This is a genomic window from Streptomyces sp. NPDC051677 (assembly GCF_044453465.1).
In the GTDB taxonomy this organism is placed as follows: Bacteria; Actinomycetota; Actinomycetes; order Streptomycetales; family Streptomycetaceae; genus Streptomyces.
Map to the genome: position 1 here is coordinate 13579 of NZ_JBITCT010000072.1, position 23083 is coordinate 36661.

The 23083-nt window shown below is 71.3% G+C and carries 17 protein-coding genes and 1 pseudogene; 14 read left to right on the forward strand and 4 right to left on the reverse strand.

Annotated features, from left to right (window positions below; genetic code table 11):
- Window positions 1–296 precede the first annotated feature (296 nt).
- Complete coding sequence (locus ACIBAF_RS44610; RefSeq protein WP_399471769.1) at window positions 297–2978, reverse strand: bifunctional SulP family inorganic anion transporter/carbonic anhydrase; 2682 nt, start codon at window positions 2976–2978, stop codon at window positions 297–299.
- Window positions 2979–3313: 335 nt separating this feature from the next.
- Here ACIBAF_RS44610 and ACIBAF_RS44615 point away from each other — a divergent pair, with 335 nt between their 5' ends.
- Window positions 3314–4594, forward strand: a complete 1281-nt coding sequence (locus ACIBAF_RS44615; protein WP_399471771.1) for a hypothetical protein — start codon at window positions 3314–3316, stop codon at window positions 4592–4594.
- A gap of 14 nt (window positions 4595–4608) precedes the next feature.
- Here ACIBAF_RS44615 and ACIBAF_RS44620 read toward each other — a convergent pair whose 3' ends face one another.
- Window positions 4609–5589, reverse strand: a complete 981-nt coding sequence (locus ACIBAF_RS44620; RefSeq protein ID WP_399471773.1) for an ATP-binding protein — start codon at window positions 5587–5589, stop codon at window positions 4609–4611.
- Between the two features lie 101 nt (window positions 5590–5690).
- On the opposite strand from ACIBAF_RS44620, the gene ACIBAF_RS44625 reads away from it, so the two are divergent.
- A complete protein-coding gene (locus ACIBAF_RS44625; RefSeq protein WP_399471775.1) occupies window positions 5691–6515 on the forward strand; it encodes an oxidoreductase in 825 nt (274 codons plus the stop codon).
- Between the two features lie 384 nt (window positions 6516–6899).
- Here ACIBAF_RS44625 and ACIBAF_RS44630 read toward each other — a convergent pair whose 3' ends face one another.
- Window positions 6900–7739 carry an HAD family hydrolase gene (locus tag ACIBAF_RS44630; protein WP_399471777.1) on the reverse strand — a complete coding sequence of 280 codons (840 nt, stop codon included), beginning with the start codon at window positions 7737–7739 and terminating at the stop codon, window positions 6900–6902.
- Between the two features lie 571 nt (window positions 7740–8310).
- Here ACIBAF_RS44630 and ssd point away from each other — a divergent pair.
- From ssd to ACIBAF_RS44665, 7 genes and pseudogenes are all read left to right on the forward strand, one after another.
- Window positions 8311–9423, forward strand: coding sequence for a septum site-determining protein Ssd (ssd, locus tag ACIBAF_RS44635; RefSeq protein ID WP_399471779.1), 1113 nt, complete (start codon window positions 8311–8313; stop codon window positions 9421–9423).
- Complete coding sequence (locus ACIBAF_RS44640) at window positions 9420–10628, forward strand: TadA family conjugal transfer-associated ATPase (RefSeq protein WP_399471781.1); 1209 nt, start codon at window positions 9420–9422, stop codon at window positions 10626–10628. The genes ssd and ACIBAF_RS44640 overlap by 4 nt, the downstream gene beginning before the upstream one ends.
- Window positions 10621–11481, forward strand: coding sequence for a type II secretion system F family protein (locus ACIBAF_RS44645; protein ID WP_399471783.1), 861 nt, complete (start codon window positions 10621–10623; stop codon window positions 11479–11481). Before ACIBAF_RS44640 ends, ACIBAF_RS44645 begins: the two co-directional genes overlap by 8 nt.
- A gap of 61 nt (window positions 11482–11542) precedes the next feature.
- Window positions 11543–12328 (forward strand): type II secretion system F family protein, encoded by a 786-nt coding sequence (locus ACIBAF_RS44650; protein WP_399471785.1) that lies wholly within the window; start codon window positions 11543–11545, stop codon window positions 12326–12328.
- A gap of 215 nt (window positions 12329–12543) precedes the next feature.
- On the forward strand, window positions 12544–12753 hold the full coding sequence (locus ACIBAF_RS44655) for a DUF4244 domain-containing protein (protein ID WP_399471787.1): 210 nt from the start codon (window positions 12544–12546) through the stop codon (window positions 12751–12753).
- 58 nt (window positions 12754–12811) lie between these two features.
- Window positions 12812–13162 carry a TadE family type IV pilus minor pilin gene (locus ACIBAF_RS44660; RefSeq protein WP_399471789.1) on the forward strand — a complete coding sequence of 117 codons (351 nt, stop codon included), beginning with the start codon at window positions 12812–12814 and terminating at the stop codon, window positions 13160–13162.
- Window positions 13159–13431 (forward strand): annotated as a pseudogene (locus tag ACIBAF_RS44665) (Rv3654c family TadE-like protein); the annotation flags it as partial. The gene ACIBAF_RS44660 and the pseudogene ACIBAF_RS44665, both read left to right, overlap by 4 nt.
- 40 nt (window positions 13432–13471) lie before the next feature.
- Here the strand turns inward: ACIBAF_RS44665 and ACIBAF_RS44670 are convergent.
- Window positions 13472–16108 carry a DEAD/DEAH box helicase gene (locus tag ACIBAF_RS44670; RefSeq protein ID WP_399471791.1) on the reverse strand — a complete coding sequence of 879 codons (2637 nt, stop codon included), beginning with the start codon at window positions 16106–16108 and terminating at the stop codon, window positions 13472–13474.
- Window positions 16109–16189: 81 nt separating this feature from the next.
- Here ACIBAF_RS44670 and bldG point away from each other — a divergent pair, with 81 nt between their 5' ends.
- The 5 genes from bldG (at window position 16190) to ACIBAF_RS44695 (ending at window position 22260) form a co-directional block, all read left to right on the forward strand.
- Window positions 16190–16531 carry an anti-sigma factor antagonist BldG gene (bldG, locus tag ACIBAF_RS44675; RefSeq protein WP_009189842.1) on the forward strand — a complete coding sequence of 114 codons (342 nt, stop codon included), beginning with the start codon at window positions 16190–16192 and terminating at the stop codon, window positions 16529–16531.
- Between the two features lie 118 nt (window positions 16532–16649).
- Entirely contained in the window at window positions 16650–17084 is a 435-nt protein-coding gene (locus ACIBAF_RS44680; protein WP_399471793.1) for an ATP-binding protein, read from the forward strand.
- A gap of 354 nt (window positions 17085–17438) precedes the next feature.
- Window positions 17439–19844, forward strand: coding sequence for a sodium-translocating pyrophosphatase (locus tag ACIBAF_RS44685; protein ID WP_399471795.1), 2406 nt, complete (start codon window positions 17439–17441; stop codon window positions 19842–19844).
- A 194-nt stretch (window positions 19845–20038) separates the two neighbouring features.
- On the forward strand, window positions 20039–20638 hold the full coding sequence (locus tag ACIBAF_RS44690; RefSeq protein ID WP_399471797.1) for a small secreted protein: 600 nt from the start codon (window positions 20039–20041) through the stop codon (window positions 20636–20638).
- Window positions 20639–20739: 101 nt separating this feature from the next.
- Entirely contained in the window at window positions 20740–22260 is a 1521-nt protein-coding gene (locus ACIBAF_RS44695) for a methyltransferase (protein WP_399471799.1), read from the forward strand.
- Window positions 22261–23083: the final 823 nt, after the last annotated feature.

Below are 23083 nucleotides of genomic sequence, written 5' to 3' on the forward strand. Positions count from 1 at the left end.
GATGTGCGTAGGTGTGGCGCGGTTGAGGTGCGTGTCCGGGGCGTTGGTACCTGGGCATTGGTACCCACGGACGGCGGCCGATAGGAGTTCAGCCCGTGTAACGCCTTTCACACCCGATGCCTGGCCTGGGCCTGGGCGGGGGTATGGGCGGGGGTGTGGGCGGGGGTGTGGACGTCGGGGGATGGGGTTGGGAAGGGCCCGCCGAGGAGAGGGGCTCGGCGGGCCGTTCCCAACCGTCACCGTCGTCACGTGGTCACTGTGGTCACGTGGTCACTGTGGTCACGCCGGCACCGTGGTCATGCCGTCAGGTCCGTCACTCCCACATGGTCGAACAGCTCGCCGCCGTTCTCTCCGGTGAGCAGATACGCCTGTGCCTCGCCCACGTGGAAGTACAACCCGTGCAGCTCCAACGCCCCGGCCCGCAGGGCTCGGTCCACCGACTCGTGGGCCCGCAGGTGCTCCAACTGCTGGACCACGTTGGTCAGGCAGAGCTGCTCGACCGCGTCCGCCGGTGTCCGCCCGGCCAGCCGGGCCCAGGGGCGGCTGTCGTCACCCATCCGCTCCAGGCTCGGCAACCCGTGCCGCAGCCACCGCTTCAGCGGGGTCCGGGGGCCGCCGGGTTCGGAGGCGAGCAGTGCCTGCATGGCCCCGCACCCGGAGTGCCCGCACACGGTGATGGACCGCACCTTCAAAACGTCCACCGCGTACTCGATGGCTGCCCCCACCGAGTCGTCCCCGCTCTCCTCGCCGGGCGGCGGCACGAGGTTGCCCACGTTGCGGACCACGAACAGATCGCCGGGACCACTGGAAGTGATCATCGAGGTGACCAGTCGTGAGTCGGCGCAGGTGAGGAAGAGCTGAGTGGGCTGCTGCCCCTCCCGTGCCAGCCGCGCCAGTTCGCCCCGCACCAGCGGTGCGGTGTTGCGCTGGAACGCGCTAATGCCACGCACCAGTTGATGTCCACTCGGCTCGACGCGCTCGACGTGCCCGACGCGCCCGGTGTTCTCAGTGTGCTCGGCATGCTCGGGGTTCTCGGTCGGCTCGATGTTCGTGGCCTGACCGACGTGCTCGGCGAGCTCGGTTGTTTCCTTGGGCTCGGTCCTTTCCTTTCTCTTCCTCTGAGCTGTGTACGGCGGCTCCGTCGAGTTCGCCGTGTCTGTCGGGTCCGCCGTCTTGGGCGGCCGGAGTGTCGCTGTCGTCGGCGTTTCCCGTGGCACCTCGCACTGGTGGTTGCGCCACGGTGTCCAGGGGCGGCACCGGCAGTCGGCGATGGCGGTGTCGGCGGGAGCCGGGCCGAGACCTCGAAGAGCGGTCGACTCGCTCTCCTGGGCTCTGGAGACGGCACCCGTGCTGGTGCTGGTGCTGGTGCTGGTGCTGGTGGGGATCTCGACCTGTGTCTCGAGTACTGCTCCGGTGTCGAGCCCTGTGCCGGAGCGGCGGCCGGTCAGCTCGACGGAGCCACCGTGTGCGGTGTGCGACTTCTGCCAGTCCTGCAGGGACTCGTACGCCGCGTGATCCATGAAGGAGCCGTCCAACTCGACCACGACATGGGTGCTTTGGGGTACGAGGTGCAGGATGCGGCTGAGCCGCGGCACGGCGAGGAACGTCAACTGGCCTCGTACGTGTACGTGATGGACTCCTTCCTTCTCGTAGTGCGTGATGCGGGTGCGGGTTAGACGGTGCAGGGCGACGGCTACGGCCACGGCGATGCCGAGCATGACGCCCGCCAGGACGCCGAGGAGCACCACGCCGAGGGTGGTGACGGCGTACACCAGCACCTCTCGGTGGCGGGTCACCGTGCGAATGTGGTGCAGGGACACCATCTGGATGCCGACGGCCATCACCAGGGCGGCGAGTGAGGCGAGCGGGATGAGATCCAGGATCGGGACCATCAGCAACGCGGCGACTACTACGAGAACGCCGTGCAGCATCGTGGAGTTCCGGCTTACGGCACCGGCTTGGACATTTGCTGAACTGCGCACGGCGACGCCCGCCACCGGCAGTCCGCCGAGTGCGCCGGAGACGATGTTGGCCGCGCCCTGGCCGAGCAGCTCGCGGTCCAGATCCGAGCGGCCGACGCGGGTGGAGCGGGAGCCGAGCAGGCCGGGGCGCGATGCGATCAGCTTGTCCACGGCGATTGCGCCGAGCAGTGACTGCACGCTGCACACCAGCGTGGTGGTGAGGACGGCGGCGGCGATCCCGAGCACCGGCCCGTCGGGCAGCCCGGCCAGGGCGTGACTGCTCCAGGACGGCAGGTCGACCTTGGGCAGCGTGAGGCCGGTGAGCGCGGCGGTCGCGGTGGCGCCCGTGACGGCGACGAGGGCGGCGGGCACGTGGTGCAGCAGGCGGCCCACCCGGCCGGGGATGCGCGGCCAGAGCAGCAGCAGGGTCAGCGTCAGTGCGCTCACGGCCACGGCTGCGGGCTGCAGTCGGGCCAACTGGGCAGGCAGGGCGCGGAGGTTGTCGAGGACGGAGCTCTGGGGGCTGCCGCCGAGGACGATGTGCACTTGGGCGACGGCGATGGTGACGCCGATGCCGGCGAGCATGCCGTGCACGATGGCGGGGCTGACGGCGAGGGCGGTGCGCGCCACGCGCAGGCAGCCGAGGCCCAGTTGGGCGAGTCCGGCGAGGACGGTGATGGCGCATGTCGTGCGCCAGCCGTAGCGCTGGATGAGGTCGGCGGTGACGACGGTCAGGCCGGCTGCGGGGCCGCTGACCTGGAGAGGTGAACCGCCAGCCCAGCCGGCGACGATCCCTCCCATGGCAGCGGCGACGAGGCCGGCCTGGAGGGGCGCGCCGGTGGCCAGGGCGATGCCGAGGGACAGGGGCAGGGCGATCAGGAAGACCGCGATCGAGGCGGACAGGTCGGCGCCCGCGATGCGGAAGCGGCGGTGCGGGGCCGGTGGGGGGCTGTGGGCTGGGTGGGTGCGCTCGGCGCGCGTCGAGTGGGCAGTGCGGGTGGGGGCGCAGGCGGACATGTTTCCCGTCTCCTCCGGGGCAGCGCGGTCGCGGAACTGGTGGTCCCCGGCTGTGGCGGGGGCGGTCGCGGCCGTGGGTCACGGCGTGCAGCGGCGGGATGAAAATCAACGCTCGGTAAACGAATCGTAATGCAGAGTAAAGGTCAAGCATGGATTTTTGTGGCAATTGGTGCAATTAATCACTCGCGAGAGTGAAGCGGTCTTTTTGTCGGCTTGTCGTACTAATTCCTTCTCGGTCCCGTGCGACCTTGACGGCGCCGCCGGCTCGTCCCGGCGCGTCATCAGAGAACGCCCTCGTCGGCGTTGGCCGAGAGAAGGAAGAAGGTGGGCGCCGGATGGCCGCCACCCAGAGGATCGCCGCGGGCGCAGTGGTCGCCGCGGCTGTCGCCGCATCGCTCGCCGGTTGCGCGACGGGAACCGGTGGTTCCCATGGTTCCAAGCTAGGGGCGTCGGGCCCGCAGCAGGCGAAGCCCGCCCCCGCGCCCAAGAGCGTGGTCCGCCTGATCGGCGACGGCTCCACCGCGTACACCGGGGCACAGCCCCACCTGCCCCGGCCCGAACGTCTGAAGCCGGGCCAGAAGCCGCCGCAGTTCGTGGTCTTCTCCTGGGACGGCGCGGGCGAGGACAGTCAGCGGCTGTTCTCCCACTTCCGCAAGGTGTCCAAGGCCAACCACGCGACAATGACGTATTTCCTCAGCGGCGTGTACATGCTGCCGGAGGAGAAGGCCGACCTGTACAAGCCGCCGCAGCACTCGCCGGGCCGCTCCGACATCGGCTTCAACGACGAGCAGGGCATCGCCGACACCGTGAAGCAGCTGCGCCTGGCGTGGCTGGAGGGCAACGAGATCGGTACCCACTTCAACGGCCACTTCTGCGGGAAGAACGGCGGTGTCGGCGAGTGGTCGGTCGAGGAGTGGAAGGACGAGATCGCCCAGGCCAAGCAGTTCGTGAAGACCTGGAAGACCAACACCGGCATGAAGAACGCGGCTCCGCTGCCCTTCGACTACGACAAGGAACTCGTCGGCGCCCGCACCCCCTGCCTGGAAGGCCAGAGGAACTTCATGAGGGCCGCCCGAGAGCTGGGCTTCCGCTATGACACCAGCGGTGTCGACAACCAGGTCTGGCCCGGCAAGAAGGAGGGCCTGTGGGACCTGTCGATGCAGCTCGTGCCCTTCCCCGGCCACACCTACGAGCAGCTCACCATGGACTACAACTTCATGGTCAACCAGTCCGGCACCGCCACCCAGGGCGACCCCGACAAGTACGAGTTCTGGGGCGACCAGATGCGTGACGGCCTGCTCAAGGGCTTCGACCGGGCCTATGACGGCAACCGCGCCCCGCTGATCATCGGCAACCACTTCGAGTCCTGGAACGGCGGCACGTACATGCGCGCCATCGAGGAGGTCGTCGAGAAGGTCTGCAACAAGCCGGACGTGCGCTGTGTCTCCTTCCGCCAGTTGGCCGACTGGCTGGACGCCCAGGACCCGCAGACCCTGGCCAAGCTGCGCACCCTCGAGGTCGGCGAGACCCCGAAGCAGGGCTGGGCGTCCTTCCTGCCCGGCGGCCCCGCCCCGGCCCCGAAGGGCGCGCCGGGGGCGCCGGCGGTCAGGCAGTAGCCGTCACACAGCCGTCACACGGAGGCCGTGACGCCTTCGGTGAGGACGAACCCGGGGTCGACCTGCGCCGCCAGGTCGACCCCGGTGCGTTCGTTTCCCCAGGACTCGGCGTTCTTCAGATGGAAGTGGACCATCTGCCGTGTGTAGCGCTCCCAGTCGCGCCGCTCGTACGCCGAGTCGACGGTCGTCCGCAACAGGCGCAGGGCGTGGCGGTTGGTGTCCTCCAGGAGCTCGAACCGGGGCGGCCGGCCCTTCTCCATGGCGCGTACCCAGCCGGAGTGCCCGACCGTCACGAGCAGGTCGGCCCCGACCTCGGCGCGGAGGAAGTCGATGTCGTCCTGGCCCTGCACCTTGTTGCCGACGACCTTCAGCTCGACGCCGAAGTCGCGGGCGTACTCCTTGTACTGGCGATAGACGGAGACCCCCTTCCGGGTCGGCTCGGCGACGAGGAACGTGATGTCGAAGCGGGTGAACATGCCGGAGGCGAAGGAGTCCGAGCCTGCGGTCATGTCGACCACGACGTACTCGCCACGCCCGTCCACCAGGTGGTTCAGGCACAGCTCCACCGCTCCCGTTTTGGAGTGGTAGCAGGAGACCCCCAGGTCGGCGTCCGTGAAGGGGCCCGTGACCATCAAACGGACGGCGCCGCCGTCGAGTTCCACCGGTCGGGCGCAGGCGTCGTACACCGGGTTGTTCTCGCGCACCCGCAACAGTCGGGAGCCCTCGCCGGGTGGTGTCGTCTTGATCATCGTCTCGGCGGAGGTGACGCGGGGGTTGGAGCCGCGCAGGTAGTTCTTGATGAATGACAGCCGGTCGCCCATCGCGGGGAGTGCGGCGGCCGCCGCCTCGTCCAGGCCGAGTGCGGGCCCCAGATGTTGGTTGATGTCGGCGTCGACCGCGATGACGGGGGCGCCGGCGGCGACGAGGTGACGGATGAACAGGGAAGACAGGGTGGTCTTGCCGCTGCCGCCCTTCCCGACGAAAGCAATTTTCATGTTCACCAAGGGTAGTGCGGTAATAGCTGTATGTGTCAGGCGTGCGTGAAGAAGACCACTCCTTCGTGGGCCATGCGCCTGGGGTGCGTAATGTCGTACTCATGAGTACGACAGGCGCGTCCGCCGATCCGCTTGCGGCCCTGGGCTCGTTGCCCGGTGTGGCCGAGTCCGTGGAGTCCGTGCGCAAGGCCGTGGACCGGGTCTACGGACACCGGGTCATGCGCCGGCGCAGCACCGAGATCACCTCAGAGGCGGCCCTGCGCGGCGCCCGCGGCTCGGCGGCGCTCTCCGGGGCGGACTGGGCGCTGGAAGAGGTGCGCCGACGCGCCGACTTCGGAGTCGACGACGAGGCGCGGGTCATGGGCGCCGCTCTGCGGCTGACCGCCGAGGCGGGCCAGCTGCTGTCCATCTGGAGGCAGTCGCCGCTGCGCGTGCTGGCGCGACTGCACCTGGTGGCCGCGGCGAGCAACGGTGACGAGGTCGGACGTCCACGGCAGTCTGCCGAGGCGGTCGACGAGCCGCTGATCGAGCTCCCGCTGCCCGGCGCCGCCGAGCTGGCCGGACGCCTGGAGGGGCTGTCCGAGCTGATCATCGCGGGAGGGTCCGCTCCCGCCCTGGTGACGGCCGCCGTCGTGCACGGCGAACTGCTCGCACTGCGCCCCTTCACATCCCACAACGGCCTGGTCGCGCGGGCCGCCGAGCGCATCGTGCTCATCGGCAGCGGCCTCGACCCCAAGTCGGTCTGCCCGGCCGAGGTGGGGCACGCCGAGCTGGGGCGGGCGGCCTATCTGGCCGCGCTCGACGGCTATGTCTCCGGTACCCCGGACGGCATGGCGGCCTGGATCGCGCACTGCGGCAGGGCGGTCGAGCTGGGCGCCCGCGAGTCGACGGCGGTCTGCGAGGCGCTGCAGCGCGGGGCGGCTTAAGACTCCACACGCGCGTGGAGCGCGGTCACGGGAAATCCACAGCAAAATTACGAGTAAGGCCCCCGCGGGGGCCTTACAAAGGGTTGCGGCGGTACGAGGACCTCGTACCGCCGCTGGCATGCTCACCCGGTTACCAAGCGTCCTCGATATGTTGCCCATCAGGCCGGGAACTTTGCCCGTGACCTGGTGCGGCTGGCCCGTAATCGACGGGTCGACGTCGCGTGGGTGCCCAGTGGTCATGCGCGGTCCGTGGGGCCAAATGCGTTATTAAGGTGATCCTCTCGGATGTCCTTGGTCTCGCGGGCCGTTAAGTCCTTTGTACTCCAGGACCCGGACAAGCGGAAGTGCTGGCACCAGTTCTTTGCTTTTGCGTCCAAACAGGTTTTAAACGGGCAGTGTTGCCGCCCGGCGGCGGCTGGCATACCAGACGAGACCCGCGGTGGCCGCCGCCGCGCCTATGGCCGCGGCCGCTACGAGCGCCGGGCGGGGCGGTACGGAGAACCTGGGGATGCGCTGCTTGAGGCGCACCGGCCGGTGGAAGTCGAGAATCGGCCAGCCACGCGCGACGGCCTCGCGCCGCAGGGCCCGGTCCGGGTTCACCGCGTGCGGGTGCCCCACGGCCTGCAGCATGGGCAGGTCCGTCGCCGAGTCGCTGTATGCGTAGCAGCGCGAGAGGTCGTACCCCTCGGACTCCGCCAGCTCCTTGACCGCCTCCGCCTTCGTCGGGCCGTAGGCGTAGTACTCCACCTCGCCGGTGAAACAGCCGTCCTCGCCCACGACCATCCGGGTGGCGACCACGCGGTCCGCGCCGAGCAGCTCGCCGATCGGCTCGACCACCTCGGCGCCGGACGTGGACACGATGACGACGTCACGGCCGGCGGTGTGGTGCTCCTCGATCAGGGAGGCCGCCTCGTCATAGATGAGCGGGTCGATCAGGTCGTGAAGGGTCTCGGCGACGATCTCCTTCACCTGCCGGACGTTCCAGCCGCGCACGAGGGCGGACAGGTACTCGCGGGTCCGCTCCATCTGGTCGTGGTCCATACCGCCCACGAGGAAGACGAACTGGGCATATGCGGTCCGCAAGGCGGCCCTGCGGTTGATCAGGCCGCCTTGGTAGAACGACTTGCTGAAGGTGAGCGTGCTCGACTTCGCAATGACCGTCTTGTCCAGGTCAAAGAAGGCGGCTGTGCGGGGCAAGGAGTGGTTTTCCACAAGCAAGAGCATAGGGGCAGCCCATTCGGCGTAAGGTGGGCGCGTGGGTTTGCCTGAGAGGGCTCTCGGGTACACCATGGAAGTCACGGATCGTTCGCGACCGTGCTAACCCGGTCCGGCTCCTCCCCCCCCGAGTCGGCCGTGGAGACGACCCCCGCTCTCCCCCCCGGCGGGGGTCGTCGCATGTCCGGGTGGGTTTTCTCCTTCTGTACGCGGCTGTGGCGCCGCACCGAGGCGGCTGCGGCCGCCTCTTTCGTATGCCCGCGTCCCCTCACTGTGCGTAGTCGCCGGACTGCTCTGCGGGAGTTGTACACAGGCTGATGCAGGGCTCACCGGTGTGGGTGATGGCGATATTCACAACGGCCCACGCATCCACAGTTTTCGACCAAGATCCACACGATTTCCGGGTTCGCTGCACCGTGATTCCGACACGTCCGCTCGTGCCGACTTCACATGACCGGTTCCGTTTGCCGGACGTGTGCGGCCGGTTTCTGTCGGCCGTTCATATGGAGACCGGATGCGGTTCTTCACACGTTTGGGAATCGCGGGGCCGCAGGGACTGCGCGACCCGCAGCGAAGGGGGATGGAAATCGTGACCGGAGCCGTCACACACGACCCGATGCCCACCGCCGGAGGCCGGCCGGGCAAGCCACTGATCGTCACGGAGGACGCGGAACTCCTCGACGACCTGCTGCGCCTGTGCGCCGCGGCCGGCGCCACACCCGAGGTGCACCACTCGGTGCCGCACCAGCGGGGCGGTTGGGAGTCTGCGCCGCTCATCCTGGTCGGCGACGACGCGGCACGCCGGGTGCGCGGAGCCGCCCGCAGGCGAGGAGTGGTCCTCGTCGGACGCGACCAGGACGACTCCGGGGTGTGGCAGCGCGCCGTGGAGATCGGCGCCGACCACGTCCTGATGCTCCCCGACGGCGAACAATGGCTGGTCGACCGCATCGCCGACGTCGCCGAAGGAGTCGGCCGGCCCGCGCTCACCGTCGGCGTCATCGGCGGCCGCGGCGGCGCCGGAGCGTCCACGCTCGCGTGCGCCCTCGCCGTCACCTCCGCGCGCGAGGGGCTGCGCACCCTCCTGGTGGACGCCGATCCGCTGGGCGGCGGACTCGACGTACTCCTCGGCGGGGAGAGCGCGCAAGGCCTGCGCTGGCCCGCGTTCGCCGCCTCGCGCGGCCGGGTCGGCGGCGGCGCCCTGGAGGAGTCGCTGCCGAGCCTGCACTCGCTGCGGGTGCTCAGCTGGGACCGGGGCGACTGCGTCGCCATCGCGCCCCAGGCGGTACGCGCGGTGCTCGCGGCGGCCCGGCGCCGGGGCGGCACGGTCGTCGTCGACCTGCCGCGCCGCATCGACGACGGAGTCGCCGAGGTCCTGGCCCAACTCGACCTCGGGCTTCTGGTGGTTCCCGCCGAACTGCGCGCCGTCGCGGCGGGCGGGCGCGTGGCCGCCGCCGTCGGCATGGTCCTGCGCGACCTGCGGGTGGCGGTACGCGGCCCCTACGCGCCCGGCCTCGACGACAGCGAGGTAGCCCGGCTGCTCGGACTGCCACTGGCCGGCGAGGTGCCCGTCGAGTCGGGACTGCTCCGCCCGGACGGCGGCAAGGCACCGCCGGGCGCGAGCGCGCGCGGGCCCCTCGCCCGCTTCTGCAAGGAGTTCTGGGAGCGCGCGCTGACCGAGGCGGGTGGCTCATGAGCACCCCGCTCGGCCTCGAACGCATGCGGGCGACCGGGACGCTGCTCGACGGCGTACGGCAGTGGCTCGCCGAGAGCGGGGCAGAGCCGACACCCGCGCGCGTGGCACAGGCGCTGCGCGAACAGGGGCGGGTCCTCGGGGACGCGGAAGTCCTCGGCGCGGCTGAGCAACTGCGCTCCGAACTGATCGGCAGCGGGCCCCTCGAGCCGCTGCTCGCCGACCCCCGGGTGACCGACGTGCTGGTGTCGGCCCCGGACCGGGTCTGGGTCGACCGGGGCGGCGGCCTGGAACTGACCGGCGTCTCCTTCCCTGACGCGGCGGCCGTACGACGCCTCGCACAGCGCCTGGCCGCCGTGGCCGGACGGCGCCTGGACGACGCCCGGCCGTGGGCCGACGCCAGGCTGCCCGACGGGACACGACTGCACGCGGTGCTGCCCCCGGTCGCCGTCGGCTGCACCTGCCTCGCGCTGCGCGTCGTACGGCCGCGTGCGTTCACGCTCGACGAACTGGTGGCCGCGGGCACGGTTCCGCCGGGCGGGGACCGGGTGTTGCGGGCCCTGGTGCGGGCGCGGCTGTCCTTCCTGGTCAGCGGTGGCACCGGCAGCGGCAAGACGACCCTGCTGAGCGCGCTGCTCGGCCTGGTCGGGCCGGGGGAGCGGATCGTGCTCGCGGAGGACTCGGCGGAGCTGCGCCCGGATCACCCGCACGTCGTCCGCCTGGAGACCAGACCCGCCAACCAGGAGGGAGCGGGGCTCGTCACGCTCGAGGACCTGGTGCGGCAGGCCCTGCGGATGCGGCCGGACCGGCTGGTGGTGGGCGAGGTGCGCGGGCCGGAGGTCGTGCATCTGCTGGCCGCGCTCAACACGGGCCACGAGGGCGGCTGCGGCACGGTCCATGCCAACGCCGCCGCGGACGTCCCCGCCCGGCTGGAGGCGCTCGGCACGGCGGCCGGGCTCGACCGGGCCGCGCTGCACAGCCAGTTGGCGGCCGCCCTGTCGGTGGTCCTGCACCTCGTACGCGACCCGGCGGGGCGGCGGCGGATCGCGGAGGTGCACGTGCTGGAGCGGGACCCGTCAGGGCTGGTGCGGACCGTGCCGGCGCTGCGGTGGCGGGCGGACGCCTTCGCCCGCGAACGGGGCTGGGAGCGCTTGCGGGAGCTGCTGAGCGACGAGAACGACGGAGGGACGGGTGGGTGCGATGAGTGAGGTGCCGATGGCTGCGGCGGTGGCCTGTGCCGGGGCGGCGGCCTGGCTGCTGGGCGGACCGTACTCGGGGGCCAGGCGGGCGCAGTTGCTGCTGGCCGGGGGCGGGGTGGTGGGCAGCGGTCCCCCGTCGTGGCGGCATCTGACCGGCGAACTGCACAGGCTCCGGGGACGGTGGCGGCCTGAGTGGTGGGCGCCGGTCGCCGGACTGGTCCTGGCGGTGCTGGGCGGCTCGGTGCTGCCGGTTCTCGCGGGGGCGGCCGGGGTTCCGTTGCTTCGCCGGACGCGGCGGGCCGCCCAGGAGCGCCGGGCGGGAGAGAGCCGAGGGGACGCGGTGATCGCGTTGTGTGCGGCGCTGGCAGGGGAGGTGCTCGCCGGTCGGCAGCCCGGGGAGGCGCTGCAGCGGGCCGCGCGGGACTCCGGCGGGCTGGGCGCGGCGCAGGCGCCGGTGCTGGCGGCGGCGCGGTTCGGCGGGGACGTACCCAAGGCACTCGCCGTCGCGGCTCGGCAACCGGGGGCCGACGGGCTGTTGGGGCTCGGCGCGTGCTGGCGGGTGGCCGTGGACCAGGGCGCAGGCCTCGCGGCAGGACTCGACCGTCTCGAAGAGGCGTTGCGTGCGGAAGGCGACCAACGGGCCGATCTGCGCGCTCAGTTGGCCGGTCCTCGCGCGACGGTGGTGATGCTCGCCGGCCTGCCGGTCCTGGGCCTCCTGCTGGGGGCCGCGCTCGGCGCCGACCCGCTGCATGTCCTGCTGCACACCGGGGCCGGGCTGGGCTGCCTGCTCGTCGGCGGTGCGCTGGAGGGCGCGGGGATGTGGTGGGCGCTGCGGATCGTGCGCAACGCGGAGGCGACGTGACGGGGCAGGCGGACGGCTTGGACAGCGGCGATGAAAGGTGGGTGACATGGACGGAGGTGGCATGAGCGCGGAAGTTGTCCACAGGCTGGGGGCGGCCGTGGGGATCGCGGCGGTCCTGTGGTGGCTCGGGCAGTGGCTGGACACCGTGCGGCGCGAACGCAGGGCACGACGTCGCCTGGCCGAGCTGCTGACCACGGAGACAGCGGCGGACGCCCGAACCTCGGCCGTGCGCGAGGCCGCACGGCGATGGCTTCCCGAGGTGTCCGTGGTGGGCGCCGGATGGGTGGTGGTCGGCGGCGTCGCCGGTCTCCTGCTCGGGCTGATCGGCGCGGTGGGGCTGGGGCGGTGGCGTCGCCGGCAACAGGCGGCGGGTGCGGTGAGCGAGGCCGACGTCCGGCTCGCCGCGCGGCAACTCCCCCTCGCCGCCGACCTGCTGGCCGCATGCATCGCGGCCGGCGCCGGTCCGGTCATCGCGGCGCAGGCCGTGGGCGAGGCCCTTGGCGGCCCTGTGGGAGAGAGTCTGGCGAAGGGCGCCGCAGAGGTACGGCTCGGCGGTGAACCGGCCACCGCGTGGCGGCGGTTGGCCTCGCTGCCGGGCGCGGAGGCCCTGGCCCGGTTGCTGGAGCGGGCCGATGTGTCGGGGCTGCCGGCGGCCGGACCCGTCGCGCGGCTCGCCGCCGACACCCGTGCCGAGTGGGCGCGTGCCGCGACGGCCCGGGCACGGCGGGCGGCCGTCATGGTCACCGCGCCGGTGGGCCTGTGTTTTCTCCCCGCCTTCATCACGATCGGGGTGCTGCCCATCGTGATCGGGCTCGCGGGCGGGGTCCTGGAAGGGGGTGGGCGATGACGACGCGATGCGTCCGAACGCCGAAACGGGAGTGAGCGAACTCCGAAACGGCAGCAACGCGGGAACAGCAGTGACGCCGGGAACAGCAGTGACGCGAGACAACAGATCACCGCACCAGAGTCACCGCAACAGACCAACGCAACAGACCAACGCAACAGATCAACGCAACAGATCGACGCAACAGACCAACACGACTGAACCTCACGGGGGTTGAGATGTACAAGGCAATGCGGGCGCGGCTGTGCGCCCTGATGTGCAGGGCGCGTGCGACGCGCAAAGACGCGGGGATGGTGACGTCCGAGTACGCGATGGGGATCGTCGCGGCCGTGGGATTCGCGGTGCTCCTCTACCAGGTGGTGACGAGCGACGCGGTCGACGCGCAGCTCCAGGACATCGTGAAACGGGCGCTCAGTGCGGGCGCGTGAGCGTCGCCGGGAGCTTCGGCGCGCGGCCCGACGGGCGTTCGGCGGGGACCGGGGGTTCGTGACGGCGGAGTCGGCCGTCGCGCTGCCGGTGCTGGCGGCGTTCGCGCTGGCGCTGCTGTGGGGGCTGCTCGCGATGGCCGTTCAGATCCAGTGCGTGGACGCGGCCAGGACCGGCGCCCGGGCGGCGGCCCGGCAGGACCCGGCCGACGCGGTCTTGAAGGTGGCCCGCGATACGGCGCCGCGCGGGGCTGAGGTGACGGTCAGCCGGGAGGGCGACCAGGTCCGCGTCGTGGTCGCGGCGAAGCCGCCGGTCCTGCGAGGGATGCTGCCCTTCGAGGTGCGGGAAGAGGCCGTGGCGGCGGCTGAGGAGGCCGTGGGAGCGGCGCCGGGCGTGGAGGCGGGGTCATGAGAGGCCGTGGGCGGGGGGACCGTGGCTCCGCCAGTGTGTGGAGCATCGGTGCGATCGCCGTGCTGTGCGTGGTGTTCGGGGCCGTGCTCGCCCTCGGGCAGGCCGTGGTGGCCCGGCACCGGGCCGCGGGCGGCGCCGACCTCGCGGCGCTCGCGGCAGCCGACCACTGGCCGGACGGCGTCGAGCAGGCCTGCGCCCGGGCGGATCGGGTGGCTCAGGCACAGGGCGCCCGACTGGTGCGGTGCGCCGTCGTCGGCGAGATCTCGGACGTGACGGCGGCGTCGGGACGGGGACTGTTCGCAGCCGAGGTCAGGGCGCGGGCGGGACCGGCGGACGCGGTGCCGCCGTCTCCGCCGTCCCCGTCCCCGTCCCCGTCCCCTGTGTCCTCTGCGTCCTCTGTGTCGCCTGTGTCCCCCGTGTCTCCTGGGGCCTCTCCGCCCTCTGGGTTGCCTGGGTTGCCTCCCCCTCCCCCTCAGGTAGCCCTGTCTCCGGCTTCTCCTCGGGAGCCTCCCGGAGCAGTTCCGTGAGCAGGCGTACGGCTCCCTTCTTGTGCAGCGGATCGTTGCCGTTGCCGCACTTGGGGGACTGGATGCAGGAGGGGCAGCCGGCGCCGCACTCGCAGGAGGCGATGGCCTGGCGGGTGGCGGTCAGCCAGGTGCGGGCGGTGTGGAAGGCGCGCTCCGCGAAGCCCGCGCCGCCGGGATGGCCGTCGTAGACGAAGACCGTCGGCAGCAGCGTGTCGGGGTGGAGCGGGACCGACACGCCGCCGATGTCCCAGCGGTCGCAGGTCGCGAACAGGGGCAGCATGCCGATCGAGGCGTGTTCGGCGGCGTGCAGGGCCCCGCCGAGGATCTCGGGGTTGATCCGGGCGGCGTCCAGCTGGTCCTCGGTGACCGTCCACCACACCGCGCGGGTGCGCAACGTACGAGGAGGGAGGTCGAGCTTCGACTCACCCAGGACTTCACCGGTGATGACACGTCGACGCAGGAAGGAGACGACCTGGTTGGTCACTTCGACCGAGCCGTAGCACAGCCGGCCCTGGCCCCACGGGATTTCGACATCCGTCTCCAGGACGGAGATGGACGTCGTGTCGCGGGCGACCGTCGAGTACGACGGGTTGGCCTCCTCGACCAGGGCGACGGAGTCCTCCAGGTCCAGGGAACGCACGAGATACGTGCGGCCCTGGTGGAGGTGGACCGCGCCCTCGTGGACGGTCGTGTGAGAGGAGCCCGCGTCGACCGTGCCGAGCAGTCGGCCCGTACCGGACTCGACGATCTGGACCGGCCGGCCGCCCTCGCCGCGGATGTCCGCGAGATCGGCCGCCCGCTCCCGGCGCGTCCAGTGCCAGGCCTTGGTACGGCGGCGCAGCAGCTTCGCGGCCTCCAGCTGCGGCAGCAGACCCTCGGTCTCGGGGCCGAACAGGGGCAGGTCCTCGTCGGTCAGCGGGAGTTCCGCGGCCGCCGCGCACAGGTGCGGGGCGAGGACGTAGGGGTTGTCGGGGTCGAGGACCGTCGACTCCACGGGGCGGTCGAACAGCGCCTCCGGGTGGTGGACCAGGAAGGTGTCCAGCGGGTCGTCCCGGGCGATCAGCACCGCCAGCGCCCCCTGCCCGGAGCGGCCCGCCCGCCCCGCCTGCTGCCACAGGGACGCGCGCGTGCCCGGGTAGCCGGCGATGAGGACGGCGTCCAGGCCGGAGACGTCGATGCCGAGTTCCAGGGCGGTCGTGGCGGCCAGGCCGAGGAGTTCGCCCGAGTGCAGGGCCTGCTCCAGGGCGCGCCGTTCCTCGGGGAGGTAGCCGCCGCGGTACGCCGCGACACGCCGGGCGAGTGAGCGGTCGACCTCGGCGAGGCGCTCCTGGGCGATCACCGAGATCAGCTCGGCGCCGCGCCGGGAGCGGACGAAGGCGACGGTGCGCACCCCCTGGAGGGCGAGGTCGGTCAGCAGGTCGGCGGTCTCGGCGGTGGCGGTACGCCGGACGGGTGCGCCCTTCTCGCCCAGCATCTCGGTGAGTGGGGGTTCCCAGAGGGCGAACACCAGTTCACCGCGGGGTGAGGCGTCGTCGGCGACCTCGACCACCGGGAGGCCGGTGAGGCGGCCGGCGGCCACCGCGGGCTCGGCGGCCGTCGCGGAGGCCAGCAGGAACACCGGGGAGGCTCCGTAGCGGGCGCACAGGCGGCGCAGCCGGCGCAGTACCTGGGCGACGTGCGAGCCGAACACGCCGCGGTAGGTGTGGCACTCGTCGATGACGACGTACTTCAGCGCCTTCAGGAAGGAGGACCAGCGGGGGTGGGACGGCAGGATGCCCCGGTGCAGCATGTCCGGGTTGGTCAGGACGTAGTTGGCGTACTGGCGGATCCACTCCCGTTCCTCGAACGGAGTGTCGCCGTCGTACACGGCCGGCCGTACGGAGGTGCCGAGAGGTTGTGAAAGTTCCTTCACAGAGCGGCACTGATCGGCCGCCAGGGCCTTCGTGGGGGCCAGGTAGAGGGTGGTGGCCCCGCGACCGTTCGGGGCCTCGGAGCCGTCCAGAAGGGCCGAGAGGACCGGCACGAGGTAGGCCAGGGACTTGCCGGACGCGGTCCCCGTGGCGACGACCACCGAGTCGCCGTCCAGGGCGTGCTCGGCGGCGCGGGCCTGGTGGGCCCAGGGGTGTTCGATGCCGCAGGCCTGCACGGCCGCGATGACCTCCGAACGAATCCGGTCGGGCCAGACGGCATGGCGGCCCGCGCGCGGGGGCAAGTGCTCCGTATGAGTGATGCGCGACGCCCGGTTCGGTCCCGGGGCGAGCCGGTCCAGGATCGCGCCTGGAGACAGGCGCGGCGCGGCCTCGGGCGAGGGGCGATCGGGTCGGTGATTCTTGGCCATCGGCACCGAGTGTGTCACTGGCGTGACGGACAATGGAGCCAAGGCGTCGTGCACGCCTGCCGGTAAGTGATTGAATGCCATCGCGGCTGGCGTACCGTCCCGGGGGCTCCTGCCCAGGTGTCCCGAGGGGCGACCGCTCGATAGCAAGGTGCTGGAGGATCCGTGGACCTGTCCCTGTCGACCCGTACCGTCGGCGATCGTACGGTCGTCGAGGTCGGTGGCGAAATCGACGTATATACCGCGCCCAAGTTGCGCGAGCAGCTGGTCGAGCTGGTGAACGACGGCAATTTCCACCTCGTCGTCGACATGGAGGGCGTGGACTTCCTCGACTCCACCGGGCTCGGCGTGCTGGTCGGCGGACTGAAGCGGGTGCGTGCCCATGAGGGCTCGCTCCGGCTGGTCTGCAACCAGGAGCGTATTTTGAAGATCTTCCGCATCACCGGTCTGACCAAGGTGTTCCCGATTCACACCTCGGTCGACGAAGCGGTCGCTGCCACCGACTGACCATCCCGTCCCGGGCCGCCCAGCGCGGCCCGGGCACGGCTGGTCGAACAAAAATGGGGGGTTCGGGCTTCGGTGGCCCGGCCCCCCGACAGCACGCCCGTAGTTCCGAGGGGGATGCATGGCCACCGTTGAACTCCGCTTCAGCGCGCTGCCCGAGCACGTCAGGACCGCCCGACTGGTGGCGGCAGCGGTGGCGCGCAGGGCCGGAGTGGACGAGGCCGTTCTCGACGAGGTGAGGCTCGCCGTGGGTGAGGCCTGTACCCGTGCCGTCGGACTGCACCAGAGCGGCGGCATCACCGCGCCCGTGAAGGTGCTGCTGATCGAGGAGGAGAAGCAGTTCTCCATCGAGGTCGGCGACGAGGCGCCACGTTCGGCTCCCGGCGACCGGGCGCCCGGCTCCGGCGGGGACGCCGACGCGGAGGCCGAGGAGGACGAGATGGGCCTCGCGGTCATCAGCGGCCTCGTCGACGACGTGGAGGTCACCGCCGGTGAGCACGGCGGACTGATCCGCATGACCTGGCCGAGCGCATCGGCGACCGCGACCATGGCCTGACCCCCGGCCGACCGAGTCGCGCGCAACACTCACCCGAAGGGCCCTACCTCGTAGGGCCCTTCGGCATGTGCGGACCTCGAAGACCGCGCTTACAGTGGTTCCGTGAAGTTAATCTTGGAATCTCGGTGAGTGAAGTGAGCGAATCTTGGCGGAGTGAATCTTGACGAGTGAATCTACGCCACGAATATCGTGAACCAATTCACGAACGACAATGCCTTGAAGGCATTACCGCACGCGATCGTGCGGGTTTTGCGCGCGAAGGCGAATTCCGTTTACCGCGCACTGTTTTGATCAGGTTCCGGTACCTACAATCCGTCCACATCTTGAGCTCAGCCCAAGCGTCAAGGAGGACGAATGGCGGGGCTTTCTACCCCTCAGCGGTTGGACCACCCCACAACCCTCGCAGCCGCCGTGCTGACCGACGGCAACCGCCTGCTCGTGGTGGTCATCGCGGTCGTGGCGCTGGCTGCGCTCGTGGTCGCGGGCGTGCTACTGCGTCAAGTGCTCGCGGCCGACGAGGGCACGCCCAGCATGCAGAAGATCGCGGCGGCGGTCCAGGAAGGCGCCAACGCCTATCTGGCCAGGCAGTTGCGCACGCTCGGCGTATTCGCCGTCGTCGTGTTCTTCCTGCTCATGCTGCTGCCCGCGGACGACTGGAAACAGCGCGCCGGACGATCGATCTTCTTCCTGATCGGTGCGGCGTTCTCGGCGGCCACCGGTTATATCGGCATGTGGCTCGCCGTGCGCAGTAATGTGCGTGTCGCCGCGGCGGCCCGGGAAGCGACTCCGGCAGAAGGCGAACCGGAAAAGGATCTCACCACCGTCTCGCACAAGGCAATGAAGATCGCATTCCGTACGGGCGGCGTCGTCGGCATGTTCACGGTGGGGCTCGGTCTGCTCGGCGCCGCCTGCGTGGTGCTGGTGTACGCGGCCGACGCGCCGAAGGTGTTGGAGGGCTTCGGACTCGGTGCGGCCCTCATCGCCATGTTCATGAGGGTCGGCGGCGGCATCTTCACCAAGGCCGCCGACGTCGGCGCCGACCTGGTCGGCAAGGTCGAGCAGGGCATTCCGGAGGACGATCCGCGCAATGCCGCGACCATCGCCGACAACGTGGGCGACAACGTCGGCGACTGCGCGGGCATGGCGGCCGACCTCTTCGAGTCGTACGCCGTGACCCTGGTCGCCGCGCTGATCCTCGGCAAGGCGGCCTTCGGGGACGCCGGGCTCGCCTTCCCGCTGCTCGTGCCCGCGATCGGCGTGCTCACCGCCATGGTCGGTATCTTCGCGGTCGCCCCGCGCCGCGCCGACCGCAGCGGCATGTCCGCGATCAACCGGGGCTTCTTCATCTCGGCGGTGATCTCGCTGGTGCTGGTGGCCGTCGCGGTCTTCGTCTACCTGCCCGGCAAGTACGCCGACCTCGACGGTGTCACCGACGCCGCGATCCAGGGCAAGAGCGGCGACCCGCGCGTTCTCGCCCTCGTCGCGGTGGCGATCGGCATCCTCCTGGCCGCCGTCATCCAGCAGTTGACCGGCTACTTCACCGAGACGACCCGCCGCCCGGTGCGCGACATCGGCAAGTCGTCGCTGACCGGCCCCGCCACCGTCGTCCTCGCCGGGGTCTCCGTCGGGCTCGAATCGGCCGTCTACACCGCCCTGTTGATCGGCCTGGGCGTGTACGGGGCGTTCCTGCTCGGCGGTACGTCGATCATGCTCGCGCTGTTCGCGGTGGCACTGGCCGGCACCGGTCTGCTCACCACGGTCGGTGTGATCGTCGCGATGGACACCTTCGGACCGGTCTCCGACAACGCCCAGGGCATCGCCGAGATGTCCGGCGACGTCGAGGGCGCGGGCGCGCAGGTGCTCACCAACCTCGACGCCGTCGGCAATACCACCAAGGCCATCACCAAGGGCATCGCCATCGCCACCGCGGTCCTGGCGGCGTCGGCGCTCTTCGGGTCGTACCGGGACGCGATCACGACCGGCGCGCAGGACGTCGGCGAGAAGCTCTCCGGAGCCGGCGCGCCGATGAGCCTGATGATGGACATCTCGCAGCCCAACAACCTCGTCGGCCTCATCGCGGGCGCGGCGGTCGTCTTCCTCTTCTCGGGGCTGGCGATCAACGCGGTGTCGCGGTCGGCGGGTTCCGTGGTGTACGAGGTGCGGCGCCAGTTCCGCGAGCACCCCGGGATCATGGACTACAGCGAGGAGCCGGAGTACGGCAAGGTCGTCGACATCTGCACCCGGGACGCCCTGCGCGAGCTCGCCACACCGGGGCTCCTCGCCGTCATGGCGCCGATCTTCATCGGGTTCACGCTGGGTGTCGGCGCGCTCGGCTCGTTCCTGGCGGGCGCGATCGGCGCGGGCACGCTGATGGCGGTGTTCCTCGCGAACTCCGGCGGCGCGTGGGACAACGCCAAGAAGCTCGTCGAGGACGGTCACCACGGCGGCAAGGGCAGCGAGGCCCATGCCGCCACGGTGATCGGGGACACGGTCGGCGACCCCTTCAAGGACACCGCCGGCCCCGCGATCAACCCGCTGCTGAAGGTCATGAACCTGGTGGCGCTGCTCATCGCGCCCGCGGTGATCAAGTTCAGCTACGGGGAGGACAAGAGTGTCGGCGTGCGGATCGTGATCGCGGCCCTCGCGCTCGCCGTCATCGTGGTCGCGGTGTACGTGTCCAAGCGGCGCGGCATCGCCGTAGGTGACGAAGACAACGCCGACACTGCGTCCAAGTCGCCCGATCCGGCGGTGGTTTCGTAGATCTGCTCACCGGTTCCCAGTTCAAACGGCGGGCGGGCGGCGTGTGTTGACACGCCGTCCGCCCGCTGTGCCGCTCGTGTGACCGTGTCGTGAGCCTTCTCTCTCTTGGCGTAAATGGCTTCAAAAAGCCGTATAGCGGACATTCGTCCTGGGGGTGTCGCCCGGTTGGCGTGTATGTTCCGGGGCCGAGAGCCATGGAAGGGACCAATCCGGTGAACAAGAAGCTCGCGGCCGCACTGTCCGGCGGTGCGGTACTGGTACTGGCGCTGTCCGGATGCAGTAGTGACGACGGAAACAAGGAGCTCGACGCCTGGGCCAAGCAGGTCTGCGACGCGCTCCCCGCGCAGGACGCGAAGGTCGACGCGGCCAACGCCGCGATCAAGCAGGCCGCCACGGACAACAACGCCCCGGCGAACGTCCAGAAGACCGACTCACAGGCCTTCCAGGACATGTCCGACGCCTACAGCGCGCTCGCCCAGGCCGTCCAGAAGGCCGGGTCGCCGCCCGGCGTCGACGAGGGCGAGAAGAAGCAGAAGGACGCCGTCTCGGCGCTCACCACCCTCTCGACCTCCTACGCCGCCCTGAAGAAGCAGGTCGACGCGCTGGAGACGAAGGACCAGGCGAAGTTCGCCGACGGCCTGCAGGACATCGCCACCGACCTCGGCAAGCTCAGCAAGAGCGGAAACACCGCACTGAAGAACCTCGAGCAGGGCGACGTCAAGGACGCCATGGCCAAGCAGGACAGCTGCAAGAAGGTGGCCACCTCCGCCTCGGCCCGCGCCACGACCAGCTGAGGCACCACGACCAGCTGAGGCGCCGCGACGAGCTGAGGCTGCGCCCGGACGACAGGCGCTGTCGTCCGGACGGGTGAGGGGGGACGGGAGACAATGGGGGCGTGAGTAACGCCACCTTGTCTTCCCTGCCCTCCGTCGACCGCCTCGACGTCGCCACGCTGCTGCGCGAGGCCCTGCTCGCGGCCTCCTTCACCGCGGACGGTCTCCTCGAACTGCTCGGCGCCCCCGCCTACGCGGCCCTGGCCCGCAGCGAGACCGTGCCCGCGCTGCGCGCGACCCGCGGGGACACGCCGCTGGAGACGCTCGTCCGCCTCTTCCTGCTCCAGCAGCCCGTGCCGCACGCGCGCGTGGAGGCGTTCCTGCCCGTACACGCGTGCGTGGAGAGCGGCTGGCTCCTCCCCACGGGGGAGGACGAGGTGGCCGCGACCGTGGACGTGCGGCCGTACGGCGGGCCGGACGGCGAGGACTGGTTCATCGTGTCCGACCTGGGCTGCGCGGTCGGCGGTGCCGGTGGCATCGGCAGCAAGGACGAGGGCGTCGTCCTGGGGGTGGGCGGCGCGTCGACGACCCTCGCCGGCATCACCGTCCGCACGCCCGTGTCCGCCGCCCTCGACCTCGGCGCCGGTTCGGGCATCCAGGCGCTGCACGCCGCCCAGCACGCCACGCGCGTGACGGCGACCGATCTCAACCCGCGCGCCCTGCACATCACCGCGCTCACGCTCGCGCTGTCCGCAGCCCCGGCCGCGGAGCTGCGCGAGGGCTCGCTGTTCGAGCCGGTCCGGGACGACGAGACGTACGACCTGATCGTGTCGAACCCGCCCTTCGTGATCTCGCCCGGCGCCCGCCTGACCTACCGGGACGGCGGGATGGGCGGGGACGATCTGTGCCGCTCGCTCGTTCAAGGGGCAGGGGAACGGCTGAACGACGGCGGGTTCGCGCAGTTCCTCGCCAACTGGCAGCACGTGGAAGGGGAGGACTGGCAGGACAGACTCAGGTCATGGGTGCCGCGCGGGTGCGACGCATGGATCGTGCAGCGCGAGGTGCAGGACATCACGCAGTACGCCGAGCTCTGGCTCAGGGACGCCGGCGACCACCGGGGCGACGAGGCCGCGTACCAGGAGCGCTACGACGCATGGCTGGACGAGTTCGAGGCGCGCAAGGTGAAGGCCGTCGGCTTCGGCTGGATCACGCTGCGCAGGACGGCGGCCGCGGAGCCGGTGATCACTGTCGAGGAGTGGCCGCATCCGGTCGAACAGCCGCTCGGCGACACGGTCGTGGCGCACTTCGAGCGACTCGACTACCTGCGCGCACACGACGACGCGGCCCTGCTCGCCGGGCGCTTCCGGCTGGTCACAGAGGTCGTCCAGGAGCAGGTCGGGCTGCCCGGCGCCGAGGACCCGGAACACGTCGTGCTGCGCCAGCACCGCGGCATGCGCCGGGCCACCAAGGTGGACACCGTGGGCGCCGGCTTCGCGGGCGTGTGCGACGGCTCGCTGACCGCCGGCCGGATTCTCGACGCCATCGCCCAACTGGTGGGTGAGGATCCGGTGCTGCTGCGGGACCGCACTCCGGCCCAGATCCGCCTGCTGGTGGAGCAGGGGTTCCTCGAACCGGCGGAGTGACCGGCCGGATCCCGGTGGATCCGGCGAAGCCGGATGGTTCCGGACCCGGCCAAGAGAGCCGGAGCCAGGGTGCCAGAGCGCCGCGAGGGCGAGATCGTTTGCGCGCAGATTCTGCCGACAACAGGAAAGACAACCCGAAACTTCCGCGTCCGCTCCGGCCCGACCCGCCCTGGCCCCGCCCTCCGGGCCCTCGGCTCCGGCCCTCGGTTCCGGGCCTTCGACCCCCAGCCTTCGCTCCCGGCCCCCGGCCCCCGGCCCCCGGGCCTCCGGCCCCCAGCCCCCGGGCCTCCGGCTCCCGGCTTCCGGGCCTTCGGCTCCCGGCTCCCGGCCCCAGGCCCCCGGGCCTTCGGCTCCCGGCTTCCGGGCCTTCGGCTCCCGGCTTCCGGGCCTTCGGCTCCCGGCTCCCGGCTCCCGGCTCCCGGCTCCCGGCTCCCGGCTCCCGGCCCCCGGGCCTCCGGCCCCCGGCTCCCGGCCCCCGGCCCCCTGGCCTCCAGCCTTCGGCTCTCGACCCCCGGCCCCCGGGCCTCCGGCCCCCTGGCCTCCAGCCTTCGGCTCTCGACCCCCGGCTCCCGGGCCTCCGGCTCCCGGCTCCCGGGCCTCCGGCCTTCGGCTCTCGACCCCCGGCTCCCGGGCCCCGGCCTCGGCCTCCGCCCCCCCGGCCTCCGGCTCTCGACCCCCGGCTCCCGGGCCCCGGCCTCGGCCTTCGCCCCCCGGCCTTCGGCTCTCGCCCCCGTTATCTTTTCCGCGGTCCTGCAAGAGGGCCGCTGGCCTCCGGGCCCGGCATGACTGTGTCCCCCTGTCGAAGGCATGACCTGGGGGGTGG

Bases quoted from the DNA above. Each gene is read 5' to 3' on its own strand.
- ACIBAF_RS44610 (WP_399471769.1), bottom strand. From the start codon at position 2,978: ATGTCCGCCTGCGCCCCCACCCGCACTGCCCACTCGACGCGCGCCGAG.
- ACIBAF_RS44615 (WP_399471771.1), top strand. From the start codon at position 3,314: ATGGCCGCCACCCAGAGGATCGCCGCGGGCGCAGTGGTCGCCGCGGCT.
- ACIBAF_RS44620 (WP_399471773.1), bottom strand. From the start codon at position 5,589: ATGAAAATTGCTTTCGTCGGGAAGGGCGGCAGCGGCAAGACCACCCTG.
- ACIBAF_RS44625 (WP_399471775.1), top strand. From the start codon at position 5,691: ATGAGTACGACAGGCGCGTCCGCCGATCCGCTTGCGGCCCTGGGCTCG.
- ACIBAF_RS44630 (WP_399471777.1), bottom strand. From the start codon at position 7,739: ATGCTCTTGCTTGTGGAAAACCACTCCTTGCCCCGCACAGCCGCCTTC.
- ssd (WP_399471779.1), top strand. From the start codon at position 8,311: ATGGAAATCGTGACCGGAGCCGTCACACACGACCCGATGCCCACCGCC.
- ACIBAF_RS44640 (WP_399471781.1), top strand. From the start codon at position 9,420: ATGAGCACCCCGCTCGGCCTCGAACGCATGCGGGCGACCGGGACGCTG.
- ACIBAF_RS44645 (WP_399471783.1), top strand. From the start codon at position 10,621: ATGAGTGAGGTGCCGATGGCTGCGGCGGTGGCCTGTGCCGGGGCGGCG.
- ACIBAF_RS44650 (WP_399471785.1), top strand. From the start codon at position 11,543: ATGAGCGCGGAAGTTGTCCACAGGCTGGGGGCGGCCGTGGGGATCGCG.
- ACIBAF_RS44655 (WP_399471787.1), top strand. From the start codon at position 12,544: ATGTACAAGGCAATGCGGGCGCGGCTGTGCGCCCTGATGTGCAGGGCG.
- ACIBAF_RS44670 (WP_399471791.1), bottom strand. From the start codon at position 16,108: ATGGCATTCAATCACTTACCGGCAGGCGTGCACGACGCCTTGGCTCCA.
- ACIBAF_RS44680 (WP_399471793.1), top strand. From the start codon at position 16,650: ATGGCCACCGTTGAACTCCGCTTCAGCGCGCTGCCCGAGCACGTCAGG.
- ACIBAF_RS44685 (WP_399471795.1), top strand. From the start codon at position 17,439: ATGGCGGGGCTTTCTACCCCTCAGCGGTTGGACCACCCCACAACCCTC.
- ACIBAF_RS44690 (WP_399471797.1), top strand. From the start codon at position 20,039: ATGGAAGGGACCAATCCGGTGAACAAGAAGCTCGCGGCCGCACTGTCC.